Annotated in this window: 23 protein-coding genes and 1 tRNA gene; 10 read left to right on the top strand and 14 right to left on the bottom strand. The window is 71.3% G+C overall.

Going from position 1 to position 21,301, the window contains the following annotated elements; translation table 11 throughout:
* Positions 1-88 precede the first annotated feature (88 nt).
* Positions 89-784 (bottom strand): hypothetical protein, encoded by a 696-nt coding sequence (locus tag ACLQ3B_RS21490; RefSeq protein WP_425782466.1) that lies wholly within the window; start codon positions 782-784, stop codon positions 89-91.
* A 160-nt stretch (positions 785-944) separates the two neighbouring features.
* Between ACLQ3B_RS21490 and ACLQ3B_RS21485 the strand changes: the two genes are divergently transcribed.
* A tRNA-Arg gene (locus tag ACLQ3B_RS21485) sits at positions 945-1,017 on the top strand.
* Positions 1,018-1,154: 137 nt separating this feature from the next.
* Here the strand turns inward: ACLQ3B_RS21485 and ACLQ3B_RS21480 are convergent.
* A complete protein-coding gene (locus tag ACLQ3B_RS21480; RefSeq protein WP_425782465.1) occupies positions 1,155-1,457 on the bottom strand; it encodes a MerR family transcriptional regulator in 303 nt (100 codons plus the stop codon).
* A gap of 732 nt (positions 1,458-2,189) precedes the next feature.
* Between ACLQ3B_RS21480 and ACLQ3B_RS21475 the strand changes: the two genes are divergently transcribed.
* Both ACLQ3B_RS21475 and ACLQ3B_RS21470 read left to right on the top strand, forming a co-directional pair.
* Positions 2,190-2,687, top strand: coding sequence for a SigE family RNA polymerase sigma factor (locus ACLQ3B_RS21475; protein ID WP_124822124.1), 498 nt, complete (start codon positions 2,190-2,192; stop codon positions 2,685-2,687).
* A complete protein-coding gene (locus ACLQ3B_RS21470) occupies positions 2,687-3,751 on the top strand; it encodes a hypothetical protein (protein WP_425782464.1) in 1,065 nt (354 codons plus the stop codon). The genes ACLQ3B_RS21475 and ACLQ3B_RS21470 overlap by 1 nt, the downstream gene beginning before the upstream one ends.
* A 25-nt stretch (positions 3,752-3,776) precedes the next feature.
* Here ACLQ3B_RS21470 and ACLQ3B_RS21465 read toward each other — a convergent pair whose 3' ends face one another.
* Entirely contained in the window at positions 3,777-4,274 is a 498-nt protein-coding gene (locus ACLQ3B_RS21465) for an STAS domain-containing protein (RefSeq protein ID WP_425782463.1), read from the bottom strand.
* 148 nt (positions 4,275-4,422) lie between these two features.
* Positions 4,423-5,169 (bottom strand): GAF and ANTAR domain-containing protein, encoded by a 747-nt coding sequence (locus tag ACLQ3B_RS21460; RefSeq protein ID WP_425782462.1) that lies wholly within the window; start codon positions 5,167-5,169, stop codon positions 4,423-4,425.
* 368 nt (positions 5,170-5,537) lie between these two features.
* Here ACLQ3B_RS21460 and ACLQ3B_RS21455 point away from each other — a divergent pair, with 368 nt between their 5' ends.
* On the top strand, positions 5,538-5,861 hold the full coding sequence (locus tag ACLQ3B_RS21455) for a plasmid stabilization protein (RefSeq protein WP_425782461.1): 324 nt from the start codon (positions 5,538-5,540) through the stop codon (positions 5,859-5,861).
* A gap of 34 nt (positions 5,862-5,895) precedes the next feature.
* Here ACLQ3B_RS21455 and ACLQ3B_RS21450 read toward each other — a convergent pair whose 3' ends face one another.
* Positions 5,896-6,885 carry a hypothetical protein gene (locus ACLQ3B_RS21450; protein WP_425782460.1) on the bottom strand — a complete coding sequence of 330 codons (990 nt, stop codon included), beginning with the start codon at positions 6,883-6,885 and terminating at the stop codon, positions 5,896-5,898.
* A gap of 136 nt (positions 6,886-7,021) precedes the next feature.
* Between ACLQ3B_RS21450 and ACLQ3B_RS21445 the strand changes: the two genes are divergently transcribed.
* The 5 genes from ACLQ3B_RS21445 (at position 7,022) to ACLQ3B_RS21425 (ending at position 11,387) form a co-directional block, all read left to right on the top strand.
* Positions 7,022-7,417 carry a VOC family protein gene (locus ACLQ3B_RS21445; protein ID WP_425782459.1) on the top strand — a complete coding sequence of 132 codons (396 nt, stop codon included), beginning with the start codon at positions 7,022-7,024 and terminating at the stop codon, positions 7,415-7,417.
* A gap of 118 nt (positions 7,418-7,535) precedes the next feature.
* Complete coding sequence (locus tag ACLQ3B_RS21440) at positions 7,536-8,711, top strand: sensor histidine kinase (RefSeq protein ID WP_425782555.1); 1,176 nt, start codon at positions 7,536-7,538, stop codon at positions 8,709-8,711.
* The gene (locus tag ACLQ3B_RS21435) at positions 8,701-9,906 is read left to right on the top strand and encodes a hypothetical protein (RefSeq protein WP_425782458.1); all 1,206 of its coding nucleotides are present in this window, start codon (positions 8,701-8,703) and stop codon (positions 9,904-9,906) included. Before ACLQ3B_RS21440 ends, ACLQ3B_RS21435 begins: the two co-directional genes overlap by 11 nt.
* On the top strand, positions 9,879-10,592 hold the full coding sequence (locus ACLQ3B_RS21430) for a response regulator (RefSeq protein ID WP_425782457.1): 714 nt from the start codon (positions 9,879-9,881) through the stop codon (positions 10,590-10,592). The genes ACLQ3B_RS21435 and ACLQ3B_RS21430 overlap by 28 nt, the downstream gene beginning before the upstream one ends.
* Positions 10,593-10,664: 72 nt before the next feature.
* Positions 10,665-11,387 (top strand): hypothetical protein, encoded by a 723-nt coding sequence (locus ACLQ3B_RS21425; protein ID WP_425782456.1) that lies wholly within the window; start codon positions 10,665-10,667, stop codon positions 11,385-11,387.
* 26 nt (positions 11,388-11,413) lie between these two features.
* On the opposite strand, the gene ACLQ3B_RS21420 is transcribed toward ACLQ3B_RS21425, so the two are convergent.
* The 5 genes from ACLQ3B_RS21420 to ACLQ3B_RS21400 form a co-directional block, all read right to left on the bottom strand.
* The gene (locus ACLQ3B_RS21420; protein ID WP_425782455.1) at positions 11,414-12,175 is read right to left on the bottom strand and encodes a lysophospholipid acyltransferase family protein; all 762 of its coding nucleotides are present in this window, start codon (positions 12,173-12,175) and stop codon (positions 11,414-11,416) included.
* Positions 12,176-12,270: 95 nt separating this feature from the next.
* Positions 12,271-14,331, bottom strand: coding sequence for a glycogen debranching N-terminal domain-containing protein (locus ACLQ3B_RS21415; protein WP_425782454.1), 2,061 nt, complete (start codon positions 14,329-14,331; stop codon positions 12,271-12,273).
* The gene (locus ACLQ3B_RS21410) at positions 14,331-14,702 is read right to left on the bottom strand and encodes an SCP2 sterol-binding domain-containing protein (protein WP_425782453.1); all 372 of its coding nucleotides are present in this window, start codon (positions 14,700-14,702) and stop codon (positions 14,331-14,333) included. The genes ACLQ3B_RS21415 and ACLQ3B_RS21410 overlap by 1 nt, the downstream gene beginning before the upstream one ends.
* A gap of 196 nt (positions 14,703-14,898) precedes the next feature.
* A complete protein-coding gene (locus ACLQ3B_RS21405) occupies positions 14,899-15,315 on the bottom strand; it encodes a CBS domain-containing protein (RefSeq protein WP_130403922.1) in 417 nt (138 codons plus the stop codon).
* A gap of 73 nt (positions 15,316-15,388) precedes the next feature.
* The gene (locus tag ACLQ3B_RS21400; protein ID WP_425782452.1) at positions 15,389-16,066 is read right to left on the bottom strand and encodes a TMEM175 family protein; all 678 of its coding nucleotides are present in this window, start codon (positions 16,064-16,066) and stop codon (positions 15,389-15,391) included.
* A 113-nt stretch (positions 16,067-16,179) separates the two neighbouring features.
* On the opposite strand from ACLQ3B_RS21400, the gene ACLQ3B_RS21395 reads away from it, so the two are divergent.
* Complete coding sequence (locus tag ACLQ3B_RS21395) at positions 16,180-16,761, top strand: nucleotidyltransferase family protein (RefSeq protein WP_425782451.1); 582 nt, start codon at positions 16,180-16,182, stop codon at positions 16,759-16,761.
* A 15-nt stretch (positions 16,762-16,776) separates the two neighbouring features.
* Here ACLQ3B_RS21395 and ACLQ3B_RS21390 read toward each other — a convergent pair whose 3' ends face one another.
* The 4 genes from ACLQ3B_RS21390 to ACLQ3B_RS21375 all read right to left on the bottom strand — a co-directional run bounded on the left by ACLQ3B_RS21390 (position 16,777) and on the right by ACLQ3B_RS21375 (position 21,279).
* Complete coding sequence (locus ACLQ3B_RS21390) at positions 16,777-17,217, bottom strand: PPOX class F420-dependent oxidoreductase (RefSeq protein ID WP_425782450.1); 441 nt, start codon at positions 17,215-17,217, stop codon at positions 16,777-16,779.
* 228 nt (positions 17,218-17,445) lie between these two features.
* A complete protein-coding gene (locus ACLQ3B_RS21385; RefSeq protein WP_425782449.1) occupies positions 17,446-18,471 on the bottom strand; it encodes an aspartate-semialdehyde dehydrogenase in 1,026 nt (341 codons plus the stop codon).
* Between the two features lie 184 nt (positions 18,472-18,655).
* Positions 18,656-19,993 (bottom strand): M16 family metallopeptidase, encoded by a 1,338-nt coding sequence (locus tag ACLQ3B_RS21380; protein WP_425782448.1) that lies wholly within the window; start codon positions 19,991-19,993, stop codon positions 18,656-18,658.
* Positions 19,990-21,279, bottom strand: coding sequence for a M16 family metallopeptidase (locus tag ACLQ3B_RS21375; RefSeq protein ID WP_425782447.1), 1,290 nt, complete (start codon positions 21,277-21,279; stop codon positions 19,990-19,992). The genes ACLQ3B_RS21380 and ACLQ3B_RS21375 overlap by 4 nt, the downstream gene beginning before the upstream one ends.
* Positions 21,280-21,301: the final 22 nt, after the last annotated feature.

Raw genomic sequence — 21,301 nt, 5'->3', positions numbered from 1 at the left:
GCCGGACGACGTCGCCGCACAGACGTCGCCGCACAGACGTCGCCGCACAGACCTCGGCGCACAGACCTCGCCGCCCAGACCTCGCCGCTCAGACGTCGCCGGGCGTCGCCGGGAGGACGGCACGGATCCGGTCGAAGGTCGCCACCGGATGCTCGCCGACGCCGGGCAGGACCAGACCCAGGCAGTACGGGGAGACCTCACCGGTGGCCTCAGCCTGGACGATGAAGACCGGCGCGCCGACGTACCCCGGCGGCAGCTCCGTGGTGATCAGCACGGCGTCCCCGTCGCGGACCACCCGCTCGATCGCGACCTCCAGCGGACGCGACAGGTCTTCGCGTACCCCATGGGCCAGCACGAAAGCGGAACTGGCGTCGGCGCCGAGGCGGGCGACCACCTCGGGCCCGGCGGCGATCCCCGCCGGCACCGGCTGGACGCGCCACCGCCAGCCGCCGTCGCCGGCGTAGCGGTGCAGGCCAGCGGTCGGCAACACCGCGACCCCGTCACCCGGGAAGCGGGCCCAACCGGGCACGATCTCGGCCTCGGAAATGACGGCCGGGGCCACCCCCGCCGGCTCGGTGACGCTCGACCGCAGGCCCAACTCACCCCCGGGCCCGCCCACCAGGTCGGCCGCCGTCAGCAGCGACTCCCCCACCGGGTCGTCGCCGGCCTGGAAGAAGAAGGCGGTACCGAAGTCGCCCGATGACCGGTACGGCAGGATGGCGCGACCAACGACCTGGCACAGCTCGTAGGCGACGTCGCTCTCGGCGTCGGAATCCAGCAACACCAGCCAAAGGTACGGTCCGCGGCGAGGCCGGTTCGCGGTAACCCGGATGCCCGCTACGAGGCGGACGTGAGACTCTGCTCGGCAACGTGGACGCGGGCACCCTTTTCGCCGTCGGGCAGTGGGACGGCGGTACCCTCTGGGCGCGACATCCACGCCACACGCGCCCGTAGCTCAGCGGATAGAGCAGGGGACTTCTAATCCCAAGGCCGCAGGTTCGAATCCTGCCGGGCGCACCCGCCACACCGCAGGTCGGCGGCTTTCCGCCACCAACCGAGACCCTTCTACAGAAGACAGCCGGTCCCTGCCTGACAAGGCAGGGACCGTGGCGCGCGGCGTCACCTTCGGGGCAGGCCCACTGCGGAGGATGTACTCAGCCCTGCTCGTGGCGCTCGTTGCGTCGGAGGGCCTCTTCGAGTTGGTCCTCAAGAATGATGATCCGGCAGGCCGAGGCCAGGTCGGTGCCCTGGTCGCACATCTCTCGGGCGCGCGAGGCGAGGCGCAGTTGGTAGCGGGAGTAGCGGCGGTGCCCGCCACTGGAGCGCTGCGGGTCGATCAGTTTCGCGTCACCGAGCCGGCGGAGGAAGTCCTGCGAGCAGCCGATGATCTCGGCGGCGCGGCCCATGGTGTAGGCGGGGTAGTCCTCATCGTCGAGCATGTCGTCGGGTTGAGCCATGGAACCTCCATCACGAGGGCCCCGGTGCTCGGAAGCACCGGGGCCCAAGGGTTGTGGGTCAGGAACACCATCTACCGACGGAACGTCGGCTTGTCTTGTCCGCACCGGCCGTCAGGGACGGCTTCGGGTGCGAGGATCGCATATGCGTGACCGGAGACCACCTCTCGTTCGAGGGAAACTGCGGTGTCCGCGCCCAGCCCAGGAATGCGGCTGGCTGCGGGCGATCCAACGGTGTAATGCCCTCCCTTGCCTCTGATTTCCTCTGTCTTGCTTCGTGCTGTCCGTCGGTGTCCGAGCCCCACGCGACTTCTTGGCCCTGACACGTGCGACGAACCCTTCTCACCTCGGGTGAAGCCCTGAACCAGCGTCGGCCCCACCCGCTGTCACACCACTACCTCATTACGGCAAAACTTCTGCCGCCGAACCGAGCTGGGCCTATCGACTTCCTGGCCCCACTCCTTCGCCCTCGTGCGGGGCGGCAACGTCAGCGTCTTTGTTTGCTCTGTTCTCGACCACAGGAACGTTAGCCGACACCGGCAAGGATGTCTAGCGCTTCGCACATAGATTTTCTCCGAGCACATGGGTAGTCCTCGGGCTTTGCGCATGGCCGCTCAGCCCCGTAGCGCCAAGCGCTTCCCCAAGCAGCCGCGTCACGAGGGTGATCCGGGCCTGCTTCGCAGAAAGTGCCCGGCAGGTGTCTACGGGGCCGCCGGCCTACGGCGTTAATAGGGCGTGACGTTCGAGGAGTACGCGTTCGCTCGCACTTCGGCGCTGGTGCGGCTCGCCCGGCTGTTGACCGGTGACGAGCACCGGGCCGAGGACCTGGTTCAGGACGTCCTCGCGCGGGCGTACGCCCGGTGGGGCCGCATCTCACGGACGGACCGTCCCGATGCCTATGTCCGGCGCATGCTCGTGAACAGCCACAACTCGTGGTGGCGTCGGCGCAGCAGCCGGGAGATCTCCGTCGCCGCGGTGCTCGATCGGGCTGGCGACGTGGACGAGGCCGCCAACGTCGCCGAGCGCGACGCCCTGTGGCGGCTGGTCCGTGATCTGCCGGCGCGTCAACGCACCGTGATAGTTCTGCGCTACTACGAGGACCTCGATGACACGTCGATCGCCGAGATCCTCGACTGTTCGACCGGGACGGTACGCACCCACGCGAGCCGGGCCCTGGCGGCCCTGCGTCAGCGACAGGTTGCAGCAACCCACGAATGGGCGGGAGAGCTCTGATGTTCAGTGACCTCGATGAGCAGCTCGCCGCCACGCTCAAGCATCGGGCGGGCGGCGACATCGACCCGACGCCGATCGTGGCGCAGGCCCGGCATCGGGGACGGCGGTTGCGACTGCGGCGCCGGGGGCTGATCGCCGGCGGCATGGGGGCTGCGTGTGTCGCTCTCGCCTCGGTGGTGCTGGCGATCCCGGGTGTCGGGACCATCGATGATCCGACCGTGTCGGTCGATCCGCTCATCGGCGCCGTGCTCACGTTGCCGGACGCGCCGGCACGGACCGGGGCCATCGCCCGCCCCCAGGCGGTTGGCGCCGATCCCGCCACGCTGCACTTCTCGACCGACACCCTGGTGAACGATGCCGAGTACGCGACCTGGCGTGCCGGACGCGGCACCGAGAGCGTCGAGTTCCGGGGGCCGAGCGGTCAGGCCCGTTTCGTGCTGGCCCGCAGCGAGGCGTTGCTGGACGGGCTCCAGCAGACGCTGTCCTCGGACGGACGGCCGCAGCCACGGACCGACGTCTGGATCGGCGACCGCCCTGGGGTCGCCTGGTTCGACCCGTCCGGCGACCGGAAGTTGTGGTTCGTTCGCTGGCAACCGGCTGCCGGGCTGTGGGCCCAGTTGGACGCGTACGCGACCACCAGCGACGAGGCGACGGGCACGGCGAGCCAGGTCCGTTTCGACGGCGCCCACCGCTGCGTCGTGCCGTTTCGTCTGGAGTCGCTGCCGCCCGACGGACGACTGCTGGAGTGCTCGGTCACGCTCGGCCGGTCGGCGCGGGACTCTTTCGTCGAGGGGTCTCTGGTGGTCGGTGACGCATCCGGCCGTTGGCTGACTGTTCGGGCGCAACTCGCTCCGGCCGTCGACGACGCCCGGCGCGGGGATCTTGTTGCCGGCCCCTACCGCGCCCGCCGGCAAGGCAGGGACGTGCTGGAGATGGTGGTGAAGCCCTGCTACGTCGAGGCGTTCCGCAAGGGTCGGGGGGACGGCTACACCGAGGCGGAGGGTTTGGCGGTCCTCGGCGGATACCGGCCGGCCCGCGATCTCGACCGCCCCGACACCTGGTGACGCCACCGCGTGGCGGAATTGCGGATCAGCCGAGCCGCGCGCCTGGGCCGGTGTCTTGTTCGGGACCCAGGAGCAGCCGCTCCACCCCGGTGATCCGCAGCACCCGCTGGGTGATTCCCCCGGCGCCTCGGATCGAGAAACGGGAGCCGACCCGCTCCGCGCGGTCGCGCGCCAGCAGGAGTACGTGCACACCCGCGGCGCTGAAGAAGCCGACGCCGCTCAGGTCGCAGCAGACGTCGGGGTGGCCGTCGATCGCGTTCGTCAGGGCCGTCGCCAGGCGTGGCGCGGTGTCCATGTCGACGTACCCCATCGGAGCGACGACCACCCGGTCGGTCGCGATGGTCGCGGACAGGCTCGTGGGTTCGGTGTAGCGGGTCACCTGCAACGACGGCCCGGAGGCGTCCGTGTCGAGAAGGCCGTGCCGCTGGCTGCCGGCGAGCGCCGCCGGTGTGATCTGCCCAAGGTTGACGGCAGCCGGGGAAAGGTCGACGGGGGTCTGGGGCAACCAAGCACGCTCAGTCATCGGAGCACACGCCTCCTGTGTAAATCCCTAACAGGATTGGCGCGTGGCTTGACCGACTTCGACGATAATCGACCAGGCGGTCGGCCGCCAGTCGGCGCGTCCGAACCAGCCGCCGCGCGCTGCGGCACAGCGGCCCATCGCCGAACGCCTACGGCAGATTGCCGGACCCACCGCGATCACGCTTGAGATTCGGCGGTCGGGTGGCCCTTTCCACAAGCGCGGCGGCGACCTCCCGCAGTTTGCGGTTGGAGTCCTGGGAAACCTTCGCGAGGACGGCGAACGCCTCGTCGGGGGTGCAGCGGCGCTCACCCATGATGATGCCCTTCGCCTGCTCGATGACGGCCCGGCTCTGCATGGCCACCTGCATCTGAGCGGCCAGGGTGGCGGTGGCGTCGTAGAGGTGGGCGTTGGCGAGGGCGACGGCCGCGTACCCCGCGAACGTCCGGGCGAGGGTGACCGCGTCGTCGTCGAAGGCCCCTGCCTCAGCCCCGTAGATGTTCAGCGCGCCGAGCACGGACTCCTGGATCGGAAAGCCGATCGACAGTGAGCTGTGGGCTCCGCCCTGCACGGCTTGGGCCGCCCACTGCGGCCAACGGGCCTCTTCGGACATGTTGGGGACGGAGACGACGGTGGCCTCTCTGGCCGCTTGTAGACACGGGCCCTGGCCGTGCTCGTACTGCAGTTCGTCGAGTCGCAGCGCCATCTCACCGCTGAACGCGGCGGTGTGCGCGCCCTCCTGCTTCAGCAACGTCACCGACACCTCCTCCGCGCCGGGGATCGTGCGCCGCGCCAACTCGGAGACCTGGGTCAACACCCCGGACAGGTTGGTTTCGCCGAGTTTGATCTGGCCGAGTTCGGAGATCGCCGCATTGGGATCAATGGGCTGCTGTGCCATGACGTCAAGGTCCTCGTGCCCGGGGCGCATGCCGGTTGCAGGAAGGCGACGGCAGCGCGCGTGGTGATGGCGCACCGCGAGCACGGGGCACCGCACGGACTCGCCAACCGAGCCCGGGCGCCCGCTGCTGGACGCTGACTGACCGACGCCCAGGCGTCGGCTGCGGCGACAACTATACGACGCCGAGTCGAACCTCCCCGAAGGTGCGGCCGGACCGGCTCGAACGCGCACTCGTTTGACCACCCCGACGGCGGGGCATCTGCTCAGACAGCGTGAATACCGCACCCCGGCTCGGGATGTGCCGATGGCAGCTCAGAAGCGCGGAGCCGGGTTTCGACCGCACCGACAGCGGAGGTTGGGAGGCACCGATGCCAGCAGGATCAAGCCCGAAGAGAGAACGACAGTACGAGCACGTCAAGGAGAGCGCGCAGCAGCGGGGCGCCTCCTCCGGCCGGGCGAAGGAGATCGCGGCCCGCACGGTCAACAAGGAACGGGCCCGTTCGGGTGAGTCCCGAACGGCGAGCCCGTCCTCCCGGAACGACGTGTCGTCCGGGCACCGTGGCGGTAAGCGCTCCCACAGCGGCGCCCAGTGTCGCACCAAGGAGCAGTTGTACAACGAGGCGAAGCAGCGTGGCATCAAGGGCCGCTCGTCGATGCCGAAGAGCGAGCTGGAGCGGGCCCTGTCGAAGTAGCGGCAGGGGGTCCTCGCGGCTCCGCCGAGCCGCTTCAGACGGGCCCCAGCAGGGCGGCCAGCGCGTCGTCGCCCTGGCCGAGTTGCGCCCCGCCCGTCACTGGCGCGACCAGGAACCGTCGGCAGCCGTCGAGTTCCACGTATCGGTCGGAGCCTGCCCCATCGAGTGGACGCAGCACGGCGAAGCGGGACGCCGGGGTGGCACAGTCGGCCACCGCTCGGCGATTGGACAGCGCCCGGAGGACGCTCGCCTGGCGCTCGGTTGGCAGCAGCCCGCCGTACACGAAATCGCCCGCCGGTTTGTCGCCCTCCTGAAGCGACGCGGGCACCTCGTAGACGCAGAGGCGCAGCGGCCCGGCGGCCGGTCGGGTGATCGGCCCGACCGGCCCGGGGCGACCGTTGCGGGTCTCCACCCACACCATGTCCGTCCACTGCTGCGCGCATCCGGCGGCCTCGGCCGCCGCGGATTCGACAGGCCGGATGGTACGGGTGTCCACAGTGGTCCACTGTGGCTCGGCCAACGCGGTGATCACCTCGGCGCGCGGCTTGCCGCAGGAGCCCGTCGGGATGTGGGGCCGCAGCCAGCGCCCTCGGTCGTCGAGCAGGGCCAGCCACGGCGGCACGAGCATCTCGAGGGTGCAGGCGACCTCCCCGCCGGCCTGCTCGCTGGGTAGGCGCAGCGCGGTGAGCAGCGGCGCGATCGCCTCGGCGCGCCGTTCGGTGGCGACCTGCTCCTGGCCGCCGTTGGGGCCGGGCCGAATCTCCCGCCCGCAGGTCACGGCCGCGACCGGGGTGAACGTGGGGTCGATCCGACCGATGGTCGGCTCGTTCACGGCCGACGGCGACGCCTCCATGATCATCTCGCCGGCTCGTGGTGCGTCCTTGGCGCAGGAGATCCACCGATCGACGATCTGAGCCGGAGCGGGCTCGCCGGCCCCGCCCTCCGGCCCGGCCCCCGTGCCACCGCAGCCACTCAGCGCCACGCCGAGCAGTGCCACCGCCAGTACCGTCCGGGACGAGCGCATCCGGCTCACCACCCTTCCACCCGAGGATGAGACGGACGACGGGCACGCCCGGTTCCGGCTGGCCTGAGACGTGACGCGGGTGACCGGCGCGGACGCCGCCGGGCAGGCTCGCGGCGCGCGCCGACAGAATGACCGAATGGCACATCTGGGACTTGTCGCGCTGCTGGTCGGGGAGTACGACGAGGCGATCGACTTCTACGTCGACGGCCTCGGTTTCGAGCTGGTGGAGGACACCGCCCGACCGGACGGCTCACGCTGGGTGGTGGTCCGCCCGGCGGGGGCCCGGGAGACGGCGCTGCTGCTGGCCCGGCCGAGCAACGCCGAGCAACGGGCTCGGGTCGGCGACCAGACCGGCGGCCGGGTCGGGCTGTTCCTCCACACCGAGGATTTCGCCAGGGATCACGCCCGAATGGTGGCGGCCGGGGTGCGTTTTCTGGAGGATCCGAGGCACGAGGCGTACGGTTCGGTAGCGGTGTTCGTCGATCTCTATGGCAACCGCTGGGACCTCCTCCAGCCCCGCAGCACAGAGTGACACATTAGCGACACTGCGCACACTAAGGGTCATCCGATGCCCCCCGACATGCTATTGTCCGATGTCGATCTACGCCGTGTGGACCCGGACCGGGTCGTTGTCGGAAGGACACTTCCCGATGCCGGCCGTTGCCACTCCTGCCGTGCCGCCCACGTTGGACAATCCGGCCGGCGGCGCCCTGGGCCTCATCTTCACCACGTTGCCGGCGTTGCTGCGGCTGACCTGTGGGCTGTTCTGCGCGGCGGTGGCCGTGTCGGTGCAGACCCCGCCGGTCGACCAGGCGGCGCTGCTGCCCGCTGTGGCCGTGCTGACCGGCTGGTCCCTCTGGTACGCACACCGCGCGTTGCGCCACGGCATCAGCCCCGCCCTCGTCGCCGGTGACGTGGCGATCACCGCGCTGGCCTGTCTCCTCATCCCCGTCCTGGTGGCGCCCGAGGTGCTGCCCGGCGAGGGCAGTTGGATCGCCGTGCTGGCCAGCACCACGGTGATCAACGCCCAGGCCACCGTCCCCGGGCGCTGGTCGATCCCGGCCGGGCTACTCGTGATCACCACCTACGTGATCGGCGCACAGGCGGCCGGCAACCCCACCGAAGCTCGGGCGCACGCGGCCACGCTGCTGGCGCAGACCGCCTGCACGGCGATGATGGCGGCGGTCATGCGCCGACGCATCGGCCGGGCGGACCGCGCCTTCGTCGAGCACCAGCGGCTGACCCGCCAGGCGTTGGTCGCACGCGCCGCCCGCGAGGCCGAACGCCAACAGAACCGCGATCTGCACGACACCGTGCTCGGCACGCTGACCATGGTGGGGCTGGGCGCGGTGGCCGCGCCCACGGCTGCCTTCCGGGACCGGTGCGCGGCCGACCTGCGTACCCTCGTCTCGCTCACCGACGTCGGCCCGGTGGCCGGCGACGGCCCGGTGCCGCTGGACGGACGTCTGCGGTCGGTGGTCGGCCGGCTGCCCGAGCTCGCGGTACGGCTGGACCTGGCGTCCTGCGCCGTCCCCGTCGGGGTGGCCGACGCGATCGGCGAGAGCGCCTACGCGGCACTGTCCAACGTGGTCCGCCACGCGCCGGGCGCCACGGCCACGCTGCGGCTGGCCCGGGACGCGATCGGCGTCGTGGTCGAGGTCGCCGACGACGGCCCCGGCTTCGACCTGGCCACCGTCCCATCGCACCGGTACGGGTTGCGCGAGTCGATCCGGGGCCGGATGGCGACGGTCGGTGGGCGGGCCGACGTGCGCTCGGCGGTCGGCGCGGGCACCCGTATTCGACTGGAGTGGCCCGGTGTCGGCTGACCTGAATGCCCCGGCGCACCCCGTCGACGTTGCGGAGACACCGGCCCGGCACGGCGTTCCGACGCCCCGGGAGCCGGTCTCCGCCGCGGCGCTCGCCGCGCCGGCCGCCGTCGCGCACGCGTCCGACCGGGGTGCCCGGATCGCCGCCGTCGCCATCGCGTTGGCCTGGCACGTCGCGATCGCGTTGCCGGCGGTGCTGTCCGCCCGCGCCGAGTTCGCCGCGCCGGCGGTGGTGCTCGGCGCCTGGATACTTGTCGCCGTGACCGGCGCGGTGGCCGGGGTACGGCTGCTGCGGGGCTCGCCGCTGCCGCCGTGGCCGCTGGCCGGGCTGCTGCTGGTCGTCGACGCGGCCGTCTTCGCCGCGGCCGGAGAGCGGCAGTTGTTCACCGCCGCCAACTGGGTGTGGGGCACGCTCGGCTGGTTCTTCGTGCTGGCGGTGTGGGGCCGACGCGTCGTGGGGCTGATCGCGCTCCTCAGCACGCACGCGTTGATCGCACTGGTCGCCGTGCTCGGGCACGGCCCCGACCCGGCCGACGTGGCCCGCTACGTGATGTACGTCTACGGCACGTTCTCGCTGCCGGTGGCGGTCTTCGTGGGCAGCACTGTCATCGTCGGCCTGGCTCGGGAGCGGGCCGCCGTGTCGGCCGCCGGTCATGCGATCGCCGCCGAGCGGGATGCCGCGGAGCGTGGCCTCCGGGAACGCCGGGAACGGCTCGCCCTGGTCAGCTCGGCGGCCGGGCGGGTCCTCGGAGACCTGGCCGCCGGTCAGGCCGACCCGGACGACCCGGACGTGCAGCGTCGGTGCGTGCTGGCCGCCGCCCGGCTGCGCCGGCTGATCGCCGAGTCCGACGATGTCCCCGACCCGCTGTTGCACGAGTTGCGAGCCGCCGCCGACCTGGCGGAACGCAACGGCCTACCGATCGACCTGGTCACCATCGGCACCCCGCCGCCGCTGCCGGTGGAGGTCCGCCGCCGGCTGGCCGACCCGCTCACCGGCACCCTCGCCGACGCCCGGGGATGGGCGCGACTGACAGTGGTCTCCGGCCCGGACGAGGTGGTGGTCAGCCTCGTCACGCCGGACCGGGAGGGGCCGGAGGCGACCGGACCGCCACCCGAGCAGGACGGCGGGCCGGTGCAGTACCTCTACGAACGGGACGGGAACATCAGATGGGCGCAGACCCGGTGGCGGCGGTGACCGGCGATCGGCCGGTCGGGGTGGCGATCGTCGACGACCACCCGGTGGTGGTCGAGGGGGTCCGCGCCTGGCTCGCCACCGAGCCGCGTCTCACCGTGCTCGCCACCGGGGACGACCCGGACGAGGTGCTGCGGGAGGCGCCGAACGCCGACGTCGTCCTGCTCGACCTGCGGCTGCACGGGCGGATGGCGTTGGACAAGTTGGCCGAGCTGAGCGCCGCTGGGCGGCGGGTGGTGGTCTACTCCGAACACACCGATCCGCAGACGATGCTCGCCGCGCTGGACGCCGGCGCGGTGGCGTTCCTGGCCAAGCACGAGGGCCGGGAGCACTGCGTGGAGACGGTGCTGGCCGCCGCGAACGACCGCCCGTATGTGCCGCCGGCGCTGGCCGGTGCGATGGTGGGCGACCCGCGACCGGACCGGCCGATGCTGTCCGACAAGGAGCGTGAGGCGCTGCTGCTCTGGTTCCAGTCGATGTCCAAGGCGTCGGTGGCTCGGCGGATGCAGATCAGCGAGCACACCGTGAAGCAGTACGTCGACCGGGCACGGATCAAGTACACCCGGGCGGGGCGGCCAGCCGCCACAAAGGCGGCACTGCTCGCCCGTGCGATCGAGGACGGTCTCGTCCGCCCGGAGGAGATCGGCATCTACCGGTCACAGGCGACGCACGACCGGACGACCCCCTAACAGGCGTCATGACAGGGGGCGGCCGGTCCGCCAGGCTTCAGTACACAGCCAGCTGACCGGAAGGTCGTGACGATGCACGCCGACACGTCCCCCTTCTTCATCGGTCCCCACCGGTTCGACGCCCCGGACGACGACGTGGGCCCGACCCTGGACCGCCGCTACAATGTGCGACCGAGGCCCGGTGAGCGGGTGCTCGGGCGACACCGGCTGCTGGTCGCGGGCTACCTGCTCGGGCCGAGCGAGGTGCGCTGCCGTTGGCAACTGCCCGAGCCGGTCGCGGTGACCGTCACCGATCAACGAATCTGCTGGGTGGGCAGTGGCTCGCAACTGTCGCTGGTCGCCGACGGCACGCACCGGGCCCGGCCGCCCGGCCGCCTGAACGGCCTGATGAGCGGTCAGATCCGCTGGCAGTGGCCGTCCCGGTTGGAGCTGCCGGCGACCGAGCAGGACACACCGGCGCAGCTGCTGATCGTCTGCGACGCGCTGCGCACCATTCAGCAACCGGCGTTGGCCCTCAGCGGAGCGGCCGCCGAGGTCGTGGCGCTGGCCCGGCAGGTCCGCCGGGCGGTGGCCATGTTTCGGCTGACCCGTCCGCAACTTGTCGACCTCTCGGCCCAGGAGCGCGACGTGCTGTTGCTGCGGGCCGGCCCGGGTCTGCTCGCCGGCGACACCCGGATCACGCTGCCCGGCTCGCTGCCTGTGGAGTTTTACTCCCGGGACGACTACTACCGCTCAAGACCGGAGCCGACCTCCTGGGGTGGGCTCGCCGGCGGCGCGGCATCCGGGCATCGCTGAGGCCGGTGCACGCCGGAACAGCCGGGTCAGCGTTCGTTCGCGCTGGGGGTGCGCTGCTCGGCGGCGGCGTCCAGGGCGGCGGCCTCCTCCGGCGTGGGCGCGCTGCCGCCCAGGTGGGAGGGCTGCCACCAGGTGTCGTCCGGGCCGGCCGGGGTGTCCGGATAATCCCGCTGCACCCGGTCGACGAGGGCGCTGAGGCGAGTGGTCAGCTCGGCGGCCAGCACGTTCGGGTCCGGGAAGTCCGCCGGGTTGATCGGCTCACCGATCATGATGGTAATCGGCGTGTGCCGGCGGGTCAGCGTGCGCGGGCGACCCTTGGTCCAGAGGCGCTGGGTGCCCCACAGCGCGACCGGCAGCACCGGCACCTTCGCCGAACGGGCCATCCGGACCGTGCCGCTCTTGAGCTCCTTGACGGTGAACGACCGGCTGATCGTCGCCTCGGGGAAGACGCCGACGACCTCGCCCTGCTTGAGCGCGCTCACGGCGGCGCGGAACGAGGCCGCGCCGGCCTGCCGGTCCACCGGAATGTGTCGCATCCCGCGCATCAGCGGGCCGGAGATCTTGTGCGTGAAGACCGAATCCTTGGCCATGAACCGAACCAGCCGACCCGACGCGTTCGCGCCCAGGCCGGCGAAGATGAAGTCGAGGTAACTGACGTGGTTGCTGGCCAGCACCGCCCCGCCCGTGCGGGGTACGTGGTGGGCGCCCTCGATGGTGATCTTCAGGTCGAGGACCCGGAACAGCGTCTTGGCGGCGGCGATAACGGGCGGGTACACGAGCTCCGGCATTCGCAGAATCTACCCTGACCGGCTGGGGAGCGGCTGGGTGGCGACCCGGCGGCGACGCCTGCGGCGCGCCGCCGCCGGTTCGGCGGTCGGATCCGTCAGTCGGTGGGGTTGTCCAGGTCCAGCCGACCCCGGGCGAACGCGTCCACGCGTCCCCAGCGACCCGGGATGTCCAGCACCTCGATGCGACCCATCCCCACCGGCAGCCGTGGCTCGACCGCCAGGTGACCCTCGTGCGGCTCCAGGCCGAGCATGGTGCGCAGCAGCAACAGCGGCGCACCTGTCGACCAGGCCTGCGGGCTGCACGCCGTCGGGTACTCCACCGGGAACTTGGTCAGCTCCCGCGGGTAGCCGCCGAACGCCTCCGGCAACCGGCCGTTGAAGTACGTGGCCGCGTCCAGGATGCCGTTGGCGATGGTCGCGGCCTCCTCGGCGAAGCCGTAGCGGCGCAGCCCCCAGGCGATGAACGAGTTGTCGAACGGCCAGATCGTGCCGTTGTGGTAGCCGATGGGGTTGTACCGTGCCTCCCCCTCGGCGAGCGTGCGCACCCCCCAGCCGGAGAAGAGCCGCGGCCCGACCAGGTGCGCGGCGAGCTTCTCCGCCCGCTCGGGTTCGACGATCCCGCTCCACAGCAGGTGGCCGATGTTGGAGCTGAGAATGTCGCACTGGCGGCCGTCCGGGTCCAGGGCCAGGGCGAAGTACTCGCCGTCGGCCACCCACCAGTCCCGGTTGAACCGCTCCTTCAGCTCCGCCGCCTCCCGCTCCAACTGGTCGGCGAACTCCGGGTCACCCCAGAACTCACGCGCCAACCGCGCCGCGCGGACCTTCGCGTCGTACGCGTACCCCTGCACCTCGCAGGTGGCCCGTGGGAACGGTGGCAGTGTGCCGTCCGAGTAGGAGATCGAGTCCCAGGAGTCCTTCCAGCACTGGTTCTCCAGGCCGGTGTCGGTGTTACGCCGCTCGTACCAGATGTAGCCGTTGCCGACCAGGTCGGCGTAGTTGTCGATCCACCTCAGCGCGGCCCGGGACTCCTGCTCCAGCTCCTTGACCAGCGCGACGTCCCCGCTCCACCGCTCGTACTCGTCGAGCAGCACGATGAACAGCGGCGTCGCGTCCACCGAGCCGTAGTACGGGGAGTGGGGCTGCTCCTCGAAGGCCGCCGTCTCGCCGTAGCGCATCTCGTGCAGGATGCGCCCCGGGTCCTCGTCCCGAAAGTCGTCGAACCGGCTGCCCTGCAGGGACGCCAGGATGCGCAGCGTCGTCTTCGACAACTGCGGCGTGAACGGCAGTGTCTGCAGGCAGGTGAGGATGCTGTCCCGGCCGAACATGGTCATGAACCAGGGCAGGCCGGCGGCCGGCAGGGTGGCGCCGCCCAGTGACAGCGGCGAGAACCGCAGCGCCGCCAGGTCGATCAGACTGCGCCGGTACGTGCTGGCCACCCGGCCGTGCTCACTGTTGACCTTGGGTGCGTCGGCGATCCACTTCTCCAAGTCGTGTTGGAGAGCCAGCCGCTCGGTGCCGTGCGTGCGCAGCCCGAAACGCAGGTCCCGGCCGCCGGGCCCGACCGCGCGGGTCTGGACGTCGATCGAGGCTTCCCACTGCTCGTTGGGCTCCAGATGGACGGTGTACGCGAAGCCCTTGCTGTCGTACCGGGCCGACATCGACGACGAGATCACCGTCTCTCGCCGGAAGTTCCCCCGCCGGTACCCCAGCCGCAGCCGGTCCGACTCCACCTCGGTGTAGATCTCGCCCTTCTTGTTGAGGATCTCGTCCTTGACCTGGAACAGGTCGGCGAAGTCCGACGCCGCGTCCATCCGGACTTCCAGGTCGACCGGCTTCTCGTCGTGGTTGAGGATGGTCAGCTGTTCACAGAAGCTGCCGCCCACCGCACGCTCCCGGATGATCGACAGCTTCGCGTCCACGTAGTGCGTGGCCATTCCCGGGACCAGGAAGAACCGCGACTCGAAGTACTGCAGGTCGTCGAAGGAGAGCGAGTTGAGTCGCTCACCGTTGACGGTCAGCACCCAGGTCGACAGGAACCTGGTGTCGATGGAGAAGAGCCCGGTCGGCTCATTCGGCGTCGCCTCGATGTCACCGGTGTCCTCGCACACGACGAACGTGTTGCCGTCCAGGATCCGGATCGTGTTGCTCTGCCCCATCAGTGCACCTCCCCGGCGAAACGCCGACGCGGCCCACGGGCGTCCGGGGAACCCGGGAAGATCCGCTCCACCTGTACGACGAGACGAGCGTCGCCCGTCACCGTCATGTCCCCCCGCAGCAGGGCGGCCAGACCGTGCTCGCGCCCCGAGGCGATGTCGTCGAAGAGGACCGGGCTGACGCCGATCACCGTGTCGGCTTCCCGCTCCTCCTGGCTGACGTTCAGCCGGCCGTGATCGATCCTCAGCAGCCAGTGCCGGGTCTGCGCCCCCTCGTTCAGGTCGATCCGCAGCGTCCCGGAGGTCTTGGCCAGCAGGGGTTCGTACCCCCTCCGGTCCAGGTCCTCGAAGAACCTCGTGGTCGCGTCCACCATCGGGTCCACTCCTCCCAGTTGCCGGGCCGGGGATCCCACCCACCGCGCTCGCGTAGCGCGGACGGCCGGCGTTGCACGTCCCCGCACGGGTCCCCGCCGCCGCCCAGGTCAACCTCGCCCAAATCGGGTGAGCCCCACCCCCGCGGTACGCACAGCGCCGGCCCTCCCAGGGGAGGGCCGGCGCTCTGGCGGACGGTCAGTTATTCGGGTCGTCGGCGCTGATGTCGGCCAGGACCGACTGCGGTTCGCGCTCGACCGCGAGGTCACCCATCGAAACCAGCCCGATCAGGCGTCCGTCGTCGATCACCGGAAGTCGGCGTACGGCGTACGTCCGCATCAGGTCCGCGGCGGCCACGGCATCGTCGTACTGACTCACCGTGATCACGTCGCGCGTGGTGATCTGGTTCAACCGGGTCGAGCCCGGGTCCATGTTCTCCGCGACACCTCGGACCGTGATGTCCCGGTCCGTGACGATGCCGACCACACTGTCGCCGTCGGTCACCACCACATCGCCAATAGCGCTGTCACGCATCTCCTGCGCGGCTGCGATGAGCGTGTCATTGCCGTCCATCGTCACCAACCGGGTCGTCATGAACTCTCCGACCGTTGTCATGGTGCTCCCCTCTCGGTGTCGGCACCGCCCGTCTACCCGCCGCTCGGGAGGGGGTAACGCGAACGACCCCGGCCTATCCGCGCGGGTGCCGCAGGCGTCGTAGCTCGTACAGCCCACTGCTGGTCAGGCTGTAGAACGCCGGCAACAGCAGGAAGATCACCAGCGCGAACAGCGGGCTGGCCAGGAATCCGACGAGGATCGCCAGCGCGTACCCCAGAAGACCGATCGCGGCCCGTGCCCGTTCGGCCGGGAAGAACCGACGCGGCACGGCCTGGTCCAGCAGGTCGTGATGCCGCGCGAGGTAGTGGTACAGCCCCAGCCAGCTCACCGAGACCAGCACGCCGACCAGGCCGTAGACGACCACGCCGACGCGCTGGTCCGCCTGGTCGCCGTCCCGCATGGCCTGCGAGACGACCGAGGTGGCGAACGGCAGCAGCGCGGTGCTGAACAGCACTCCGAGGTTGTACCACTGGAGGGCCTTTCCGCTGTTCTGCACCCGGTTGAAGGCGGCTCGGTGGTTCAGCCAGTTCACCGCCACGTACAGATACGACGTGACATAGGCGAGGTACGCCGGCCACTGCTCGACCAGCGCGTGCAGCAGCTGACCGCGGCCGACCCGGGGCGGCTGGAGGTCGAGCACCAGCAGCGTGATGATGATGGCGAAGACCCCGTCGCTGAACGACAGCAGCCGGGAGGTCTCCCGCCGCAGGGACGGGCCCGCAGGCCCGATCTCGTCGCTGCCAGCGCCCATCCCCCACCCCTTCCCGGTGTCCCGCGACGGCGAAGCAGGGCGGTATACCCGCCGGCGGGCGGCACACCCGCCCACGGGCGGCGCGCGTCGGACCCGCTGCCTACCGTGGGCGGATGATGACGGGCGAGGAGGAGCTGCGGGACCTGGTCGCCGGCAGCCGTTGGCTGACCCGGGCGCTGACCGTCGTGCGTGACTCCGGGCTGCCGGACGCCTGGATCGGCGCGGGGGCCCTGCGCGACCTGGTCTGGGGCGAGCGGTACGGCGACGGGTTCGACCCGGCGCAGGTCCGCGATGTGGACGTGGTCTTCTTCGACCCGGCCAGGCTGACCTCAGTCGACGACGACCGGGCCACCGCCCGGCTGACGGAGATGTGGCCGCAGCCGCCGTGGCAGGCGCGCAACCAGGCGGCGGTGCACACCTGGTACGCGGCCACATTCGGTGGTGACCCGATCGAGCCGTACCGCAGCGTGGGCGAGGCGGTCGCCACCTGGCCGGAGTACGCGACAGCGGTGGCCGTCCGTCTGGACCAGGCCGACCGGCTCAGGGTCTGCGCCCCGTACGGCGTGGCCGATCTGCTGGGTGGGGTGTGGCGACACAACCCGGCCCGGGTGGACGTGGCCCGGTCCCGACAGCGGTTGGCCCGGCACCGGCCGGCGCAGCGTTGGCCCGGAGTGACAGTGATCGAGCCGGGCTGACCGGTTCTGGGCGGGTCAGCCTCGGGGCGGCATCCCGTAGATCCGTTCCACGTGCAGGCGCAGCACGATCCGTCCCTCGTCGACCATCGCACGGCGGTACTCGTCCCAGTCGGGGTGTTCGCCGCTCAGCTCCCGGTAGAGCGCCACCAACTCCTCGACCGTCTCGTCGCCGAGCTCGGCGGACGGCGGGGTCAGCGCGGCGCGACCCTCGACCACCGCGTACGCCCAGCCGTCCTCGCTGCTGACGTGGAAGCTGGCCCGCGGGTCGCGGCGCAGGTTGGCGGTCTTGGCCCGACCGTCGGTCACCGAGACCCGGATCAGACCCGCCTCCCGGTCGAAGGAGTAGAGCACCGTGGAGAGCTGTGGACGCCCGTCTCGTTTGATGGTGGCGAGCACGCCCATCGAGCGGGCGGCCACCAGATCGGTCAACGCCTGCTGGGTGCGGTCATCCGGCATGGTGCCCTCCAGGTTGGACGGTCATCTCCGACCCATCCAAGCACGACCTGCCGGCCGTCGCGGGCGACCATCCGGAACAGGGCCGGCTATCCGGAACAGGGGGCCGGCTGTCCGGAACAGGGGGCCGGCTGTCCGGAACAGCGGGGCCGCTACCCGGAGCGGCACCGAGCCCTCGCCGACGGACGGCGAGGGCTCGGGGCGTGCTCGGTGTCCCGGCGACCGTGCCGGTCAGCGGCGCTCGGCGGCGACCAGCTCGGCGAGTTGCACCGCGTTCAGCGCAGCGCCCTTGCGCAGGTTGTCGTTGGAGCAGAACAGCGCCAGCCCGTACTCCACGGTCTCGTCGGCGCGGATCCGGCCCACGTAGGTCGGGTCCTGGCCGGCGGCCTGCAACGGCGTCGGGACGTCGGTCAGTGCCACGCCGGCCGCGTCGGCGAGCAGTTCGTGGGCGCGTTGCGGGGTGAGCGGCCGGGCGAACCGGGCGTTGATCTGCAGCGAGTGCCCGGTGAAGACCGGCACCCGGACGCAGGTGCCGGAGACCTTCAGGTCGGGGATCTCCAGGATCTTGCGGCTCTCGTTGCGGAGCTTCTGCTCCTCGTCGGTCTCGAACGAGCCGTCGTCGACGATCGAACCAGCCAGCGGGAGGACGTTGAAGGCGATCGGCTGGGTGAACGAGCGCGGCGCGGGGAACTCCACAGCCGACCCGTCGAAGGCCAGCCCGGCGGCGTGCTCGGCCACCTTGCGGACCTGCTCGTCCAACTCGGCGACGCCGGCCAGGCCGGCGCCGGAGACCGCCTGGTAGGTGGAGACGACGAGGCCGACCAGGCCAGCCTCGGCATGCAGCGGACGCAGCACCGGCATCGCGGCCATCGTGGTGCAGTTGGGGTTGGCGATGATGCCCTTCGGGCGGTCCAGAGCGGCGTGCGGGTTGACCTCGGCGACCACCAGCGGCACCTGCGGGTCCATCCGGAACGCCGAGGAGTTGTCGATCACCACGGCGCCGGCCTCGGCGACCCGGGGCGCCAACTCCAGGGCGGTGCCCTTACCCGCCGAGAAGAGGACGATGTCCAGCTCGGAATAGTCCGCGGTCGCGGCGTCCTCGACGGTCACCTCACCATCGCGCCACGGCAGCGTACGCCCGGCGGACCGCGCCGAGGCGAACAACCGCACCTGCTCCGCCGGGAACTTCCGCTCCGCCAGCACCTGCCGCATCACGCCACCGACCTGGCCGGTGGCCCCCACAATGCCGATCCTCATGCCCGCGAGGCTACCGACCCCACCCCCGAAACCGGGACCCCTTTCCCACCCCCCGGGTCGCACCTCACACCGACCCCTCCCCCGTTGATCATGAAGTTATTGTCGCGACACGCCGTGGCGAGTGACAACAACTTCATGATCAACGGGGCCGGAGGGGGGACGCGCAGGGGGACGGGAGGGCGGGTTAGGGGAGGAGGGTTCCTAGGGCTGTGGACTCCAGGTCGTCGCGGATCACCGCGGCGTCGCCCTCGATGACCAGGGTGAGGGCTTCCGGGTGCAGGTGGGTGGCTGCCGCCGCGGAGACCTGGTCCACGTCGGCGGAGAGCAGCGACTCGCGCAACCGCGCGTGGTAGTCGTCCGGCAGGTCGTGCACCACCAGGGTGGTCAACGCGGAGGCGATCGCGCGAGGGCTCTGCAACTCGACCGAGAGCTGCCCGGCCCGCCAGGAGCGGGCCACCTCCAGCTCGTCCTCCGTCACCCCAGTGGCCTGGGTACGGGTGATCTCGCCCACCGCCTCGACCAGGGCCGGCGCGGTGACCGCCGTCTGCACGCCGGAGCTGACCGCGAACCGGCCGAACCGCCGCGACGCGGCGAAGTCGCCCCGAATGCCGTACGTGTAGCCGTGCACCTCGCGCAGCAGGTGGTTGAGTCGGGACGTGAACGCCCCGCCGAGCACCGTGCCGGCGAGCGTCATCGGCACGTAGTCGGGGTGCGCCCGGTGTGGTGACGGGTGGCCCAGCCGCAGCGTGGACTGCACCGAGCCGGGCCGGTCCACCAGGATGATCCGTCGACCGCTGTGCAGTGGCACCTCGATGGGGCCGCCCCGCGCGGCCGGGCCGCCACCGGTGCCGGCGAACGCCGCGGCGGCGAGGGCGTCCAGGTCGATCCGCTCCAGGTCACCGGCGACGATCAGGGTGCCGGGGCGCAGGAACCACTCGGAGTGGAAGACCGTCACGTCCTCCACGTCCAACCCGGCGACCGACTCCGGGTCGCCGTGCATCGGCCGCCCCCAGCGGTTCTGTGCGCCGAACAGGTCGGCCCGCAGCGCGGCGTCGGCGCGGGGGCCGGGGTTGGCCCAGTCCATCCGGAGCGCGGTCGCCTCGTCGTCGCGGACCCGGCGTACGTCGGCGGGGTCGAGCCTGGGCGTCCGGACCGCCTCGGCGAGCAGCTCCACGGCGGCGCTCAGCCGGTCCACCGGAATCACCACGCTGGCCTGGAACGAGTCCCAGTCGAGGCCGGTCGACAACGCGGTGCCGAGCCCCTCGACGGCGAGCGCGTACGCGGCGGCGTCCCGCTGCGCGGTCCCCTCCTCCAACGCCTTGGCCAGCACACCGGAGAGGCCCTCCTTGCCGACCGGCTCCTGGCCCGCGCCCACGTCGAGCAGCAGCAGGGCCACGGCGAGGTTCTGCCCCGGCAGGTGCGCGGCGACGACCTGACCACCGGCCACGGTGCGGCGGACCACCGGCGGGAACCGGTACGGGCGAGCGGCACCCGGGCCGGGACGGTCGGCGATCAGCGTCATGAGGTCTCCTCGGGCAGGTAGGTCAGGGTCACCCGGTCGGTGGCGAGCACGTCGGCGGCGGCCTCGGCGATCTGCTCGGCGGTGACCGCGAGCAGGGCCGGCAACTGGTCGGCGATGCGGGCCGGGTCACCGAACTGCGTGGTGTACCGGCCGAGCAGGTCCGCACGGCCGTCGACAGTGGACAGCTGACGCCACCACCCGGTGCTGAGCAACGCCTTGGCCCGGTCCAGCTCGGCGGCGGTGACCGGCACGGTGGCCAGCTCGTCGACGACCTCGGCCAGCCCTTCGGCCAGCCGCTCGGCGCTCACTCCGGGACGGGCGGTGGCGGTGGCGATCAGCGGCGCCGGAGCGTGGGCGAGGTCCACCCCGTACGCCCCGACCAGGTCCGGCTGCGCGATCCTCTCGCCGTCGGCGAGGCGCTGGTAGAGCCGGCTGCCTCGGCCGCTGCCGAGGACGGTGGCGAGCACGGTGATCACGTTGTACCCCGGGCTGCCGAACGGGTAGCTGCGGTGGGCGATGTACACCCGCGGCGCCGGCACGTCGGCGCTCACCGACTCCACGGCCGTCTGCCCGGTGGCGGGGACGCTGCGGCCGTCCGGCGCCGCCGGGATGTCGTCGCGGGCGGGCAACGCGCCGAAGTACTTGTCGGCGAGCGCGAACACGTCGGAGGCGGTGGCGTCACCGACCACGGTGAGCACCGCGTTGTTCGGCGCGTAGTAGGTCCGGTGGAACGCCTGGAAGGTGGCGAGGTCGGCGGCGTTCAGGTCGGCCATCGAGCCGATCGTCGCGTGGTGGTAGGGGTGCCCGGGCGGGTAGAGCAGCGGCAGCAACCGCAGCCAGGCGTCGCCGTACGGCACGTTCTCGTAGCGCTGCCGGCGCTCGTTCTTGACCACGTCCCGCTGGTTGTCAAGCGTCTCCTGGGTGAGGGCGGGAACCAGGCCGCCCATCCGGTCGGCCTCCAACCAGAGCGCCAACTCCAGGTGCTCGGCCGGGACCGTCTCGAAGTAGTTGGTCCGGTCCGGGTTGGTGGTGGCGTTGAGTGAGCCGCCGGAGCCCTGGATCAGCTTCATGTGCTCGGTCTTCGCCACGTTCACCGAGCCCTCGAACATCAGGTGCTCGAAGAGGTGGGCGAAACCGGTCTGCCCGGCCGGCTCGTGCCGGGAGCCGACGTCGTACCAGAGGTTGACGGCCACGGCGGGCGCGGTGCGATCCTCACTCACCACCACGCGCAGGCCGTTGTCCAGTCGGGACGTCTGAATGGGCCAGGGGTAACCACTGTCGGGCATGCCCCGACGCTATCCGATCTCG

Origin of the sequence: Micromonospora sp. DT53 (assembly GCF_049841535.1) — a bacterium.
GTDB lineage: Bacteria > Actinomycetota > Actinomycetes > Mycobacteriales > Micromonosporaceae > Micromonospora.
Note: the sequence above shows the minus strand (reverse complement) of the source record. Positions and strands in the feature narration are given on the sequence as shown.

Coding starts and splice junctions, on each gene's coding strand:
- ACLQ3B_RS21480 (WP_425782465.1), bottom strand. CDS start 1,457: ATGGCTCAACCCGACGACATGCTCGACGATGAGGACTACCCCGCCTAC.
- ACLQ3B_RS21470 (WP_425782464.1), top strand. CDS start 2,687: ATGTTCAGTGACCTCGATGAGCAGCTCGCCGCCACGCTCAAGCATCGG.
- ACLQ3B_RS21465 (WP_425782463.1), bottom strand. CDS start 4,274: ATGACTGAGCGTGCTTGGTTGCCCCAGACCCCCGTCGACCTTTCCCCG.
- ACLQ3B_RS21460 (WP_425782462.1), bottom strand. CDS start 5,169: ATGGCACAGCAGCCCATTGATCCCAATGCGGCGATCTCCGAACTCGGC.
- ACLQ3B_RS21455 (WP_425782461.1), top strand. CDS start 5,538: ATGCCAGCAGGATCAAGCCCGAAGAGAGAACGACAGTACGAGCACGTC.
- ACLQ3B_RS21450 (WP_425782460.1), bottom strand. CDS start 6,885: ATGCGCTCGTCCCGGACGGTACTGGCGGTGGCACTGCTCGGCGTGGCG.
- ACLQ3B_RS21445 (WP_425782459.1), top strand. CDS start 7,022: ATGGCACATCTGGGACTTGTCGCGCTGCTGGTCGGGGAGTACGACGAG.
- ACLQ3B_RS21440 (WP_425782555.1), top strand. CDS start 7,536: ATGCCGGCCGTTGCCACTCCTGCCGTGCCGCCCACGTTGGACAATCCG.
- ACLQ3B_RS21430 (WP_425782457.1), top strand. CDS start 9,879: ATGGGCGCAGACCCGGTGGCGGCGGTGACCGGCGATCGGCCGGTCGGG.
- ACLQ3B_RS21425 (WP_425782456.1), top strand. CDS start 10,665: ATGCACGCCGACACGTCCCCCTTCTTCATCGGTCCCCACCGGTTCGAC.
- ACLQ3B_RS21420 (WP_425782455.1), bottom strand. CDS start 12,175: ATGCCGGAGCTCGTGTACCCGCCCGTTATCGCCGCCGCCAAGACGCTG.
- ACLQ3B_RS21415 (WP_425782454.1), bottom strand. CDS start 14,331: ATGGGGCAGAGCAACACGATCCGGATCCTGGACGGCAACACGTTCGTC.
- ACLQ3B_RS21410 (WP_425782453.1), bottom strand. CDS start 14,702: ATGGTGGACGCGACCACGAGGTTCTTCGAGGACCTGGACCGGAGGGGG.
- ACLQ3B_RS21405 (WP_130403922.1), bottom strand. CDS start 15,315: ATGACAACGGTCGGAGAGTTCATGACGACCCGGTTGGTGACGATGGAC.
- ACLQ3B_RS21400 (WP_425782452.1), bottom strand. CDS start 16,066: ATGGGCGCTGGCAGCGACGAGATCGGGCCTGCGGGCCCGTCCCTGCGG.
- ACLQ3B_RS21395 (WP_425782451.1), top strand. CDS start 16,180: ATGATGACGGGCGAGGAGGAGCTGCGGGACCTGGTCGCCGGCAGCCGT.
- ACLQ3B_RS21390 (WP_425782450.1), bottom strand. CDS start 17,217: ATGCCGGATGACCGCACCCAGCAGGCGTTGACCGATCTGGTGGCCGCC.
- ACLQ3B_RS21385 (WP_425782449.1), bottom strand. CDS start 18,471: ATGAGGATCGGCATTGTGGGGGCCACCGGCCAGGTCGGTGGCGTGATG.
- ACLQ3B_RS21380 (WP_425782448.1), bottom strand. CDS start 19,993: ATGACGCTGATCGCCGACCGTCCCGGCCCGGGTGCCGCTCGCCCGTAC.
- ACLQ3B_RS21375 (WP_425782447.1), bottom strand. CDS start 21,279: ATGCCCGACAGTGGTTACCCCTGGCCCATTCAGACGTCCCGACTGGAC.